The sequence below is a fragment of the Priestia sp. P5_B4 genome (assembly GCF_056400385.1).
This window is the reverse complement of sequence record NZ_JBFULJ010000588.1, coordinates 1-2,413: the sequence shown is the minus strand read 5'-3', so window position 1 is coordinate 2,413 and position 2,413 is coordinate 1. Positions and strand designations below refer to the sequence as shown.

2 protein-coding genes and 1 riboswitch are annotated in these 2,413 nt (G+C 39.2%); both genes read right to left on the bottom strand.

Translation table 11 applies throughout. The features are described from left to right. Positions 1–20 precede the first annotated feature (20 nt). Positions 21–1,340, bottom strand: a complete 1,320-nt coding sequence (locus tag AC1DRF_RS23330; protein WP_116514570.1) for a TrkH family potassium uptake protein — start codon at positions 1,338–1,340, stop codon at positions 21–23. A 3-nt stretch (positions 1,341–1,343) separates the two neighbouring features. Continuing rightward, positions 1,344–2,003, bottom strand: coding sequence for a potassium channel family protein (locus AC1DRF_RS23325; RefSeq protein WP_477741814.1), 660 nt, complete (start codon positions 2,001–2,003; stop codon positions 1,344–1,346). A gap of 124 nt (positions 2,004–2,127) precedes the next feature. After that, positions 2,128–2,272, bottom strand: a riboswitch (cyclic di-AMP (ydaO/yuaA leader). Positions 2,273–2,413: the final 141 nt, after the last annotated feature.

Genomic DNA, 2,413 nt, shown 5'->3' with positions numbered 1-2,413 from the left:
CCTCATCGAAGGCGATTTTTCTACCCCAGCATTATATCTTCATTTGGATAACGAACGGCTTCACGCTTTTGCTTAGATAATGAAAACGCAAGCGTTAATGGCCCCACTTTTCCTAAAAACATGATAAAGATAATAATCACGCGTCCAAAGTACGAAAGTTCAGGAGTTGCTCCCATCGATAAACCTACTGTTCCAAATGCAGAAACAACTTCAAACATAATTTTTACAAACGGCAGGTTTTCCGAAATATTTAACAGGAAAATGGCCCCAAATACAAACATAATTGAAATCATCGTGATGGCTAGTGCCTTAAACACGTGAAGAGGAAGAAGTCGTCTCTTTAATAGCACAATATCTTCCCGGCTTCGTAAAAATGCCCATACAGAAAAAACAATCACCACAAACGTTGTTAGTTTAATACCGCCTCCTGTTGACGCACTTCCTGCACCAATAAACATTAATAAGACCATTAAAAAGACCGTTGCGTCATGCAGGTGAGCTAAATCAATTGTATTAAATCCCGCGGTTCTTGTCGTTACCGCTTGAAAATAAGAAGCCCATACTTTGTCTCCTAATGATAAATTTCCGAGCGTATGCGAATTGCTGTACTCTAAGAAAAAAATAAAAAGCATGGCAATCACATTAATTGCAAACGTGCTGATAATCATAATTTTTGAATGCAGCGTTAGTTTTTTATACGATTTTTTCACCCACATATCAGCAAGAACGGTAAACCCTAATCCACCAATGATGAACAAAAAAGAAATCGTTATGTTAATAATAGGATCTCCTACATACTGCACTAAGTTATCAGACAGTAGTCCAAACCCTGCGTTATTAAAAGCTGAAATTGAATGAAACAAGCTAAAGAACAGCCCCTTAGACCATCCGAATTCCGGAACCCAGCGTATCGCTAGAAAGATAAGTGCAACAAACTCAATTAAAAATGAAAAGATAAACAGTCTTTTAACTAGCAGGACAACTCCGCCGATGCTCGTTTGATTTAATGCCTGCTGAACGAGCATACGCTCTTTAAATCCAATTTTTTTACCTAGCATCATAAAAATCAACACGGCAAATGACATAATGCCAAGACCGCCTATTTGAATTAACAGCATAATAATCGTTTGACCAATGACGGTAAAACGCGTACCTGTATCTACGACGGCTAAGCCGGTTACTGTCATAGCGGAAGTAGACGTAAAAAGGGCGTCTACCCACCGGATGGGCTCAGTAGTAGAAACAGGCATCATCAATAGAAGAGCACCTATAATAATTCCTCCGCCAAAAATGGAGACAAGCAGCTGCGGAGGGGTGAGTTTAATGATTTGTTTTTTCATAAGTTAAACGCCTTCTTCTTCAAAACGGTTCAAATCGCGATTATGTCCGATAACAATCAGCATATCTCCTTGTTCAATTATTTCATGCGCGGTAGGCGAAATCACCATTTCTCCGTCTTTTCGCTGAAAGCCGATAATGTTGCAGCCGTACTTGGCACGAATGTTCAAATCAAACAGCGTTTTATTATGAAGTTTCTTAGAGGCGACAATTTCGACAATACTATAATCCTTTGACAGTTCAATGTAATCAATGATCTTTTCTGACACCACGTGATGAGCAATACGCTTAGCAATATCGCGCTCAGGATGAATGACTTTGTCCGCTCCTATTTTCTCCAGCACCTTTTGGTGATACATATTTACTGCTTTTACCCATACTTGTTTAACGCCCATATCTTTTAAAAGCATCGTTGCGAGCACGCTCGCTTCGATATCATCCCCAAACGAAATAAGAGCATGATCAACATTGCGAATACCTAGCCCCTTTAAGCTAGCTTCATCAATTGCATTCGCCTGCACAACATATGTAGCTGAGTTGCTAAATTTATTTACTACCTCCTGATTGCGGTCAATAGCGAKCACATCCACATCCAGATTAGCAAACTCTTCAACCAAACTGCCTCCAAAACGACCTAATCCCAATACAGCAAACTGTTTTTTCATAATGTATTTATTCCTTTCTTCAACTGCTGTGTGTTCTCTTAGCTTATACTTTTTCTAAAAAATTACATCTTTTTCTTAAAAAAAGCGCAAAAAAACACAGGAAGGCTCCTGTGTTTTTTCACACTTTTCCCCCTCAAAACGCTTGCGAAGTTAGCTGTCGGGTTCGGGTTTTAAGAGTAACCCTACCTTTTTAAGGATTCACCCCGGAGCACAATATGTGCGTAAATAATGGGTCCTCCGCTCCGTAATGGATTAAGCGATTTTTATTCAAATGTCTATGATCTATTTTTTAGAATAATCGATTCGATTCATGATACGTTTCACTTCACGAAAGCTATCTTACTCCTGTGGATTTTGTCTGTCAAGATATTTTTAGGGAAGACCTCACTTGCCCTGCAAGCTGCAAAAAT

What these genes read in the sequence shown, in the direction of transcription:
- AC1DRF_RS23330 (WP_116514570.1), bottom strand. Translation starts at nt 1,340, where the DNA reads ATGAAAAAACAAATCATTAAACTCACCCCTCCGCAGCTGCTTGTCTCC.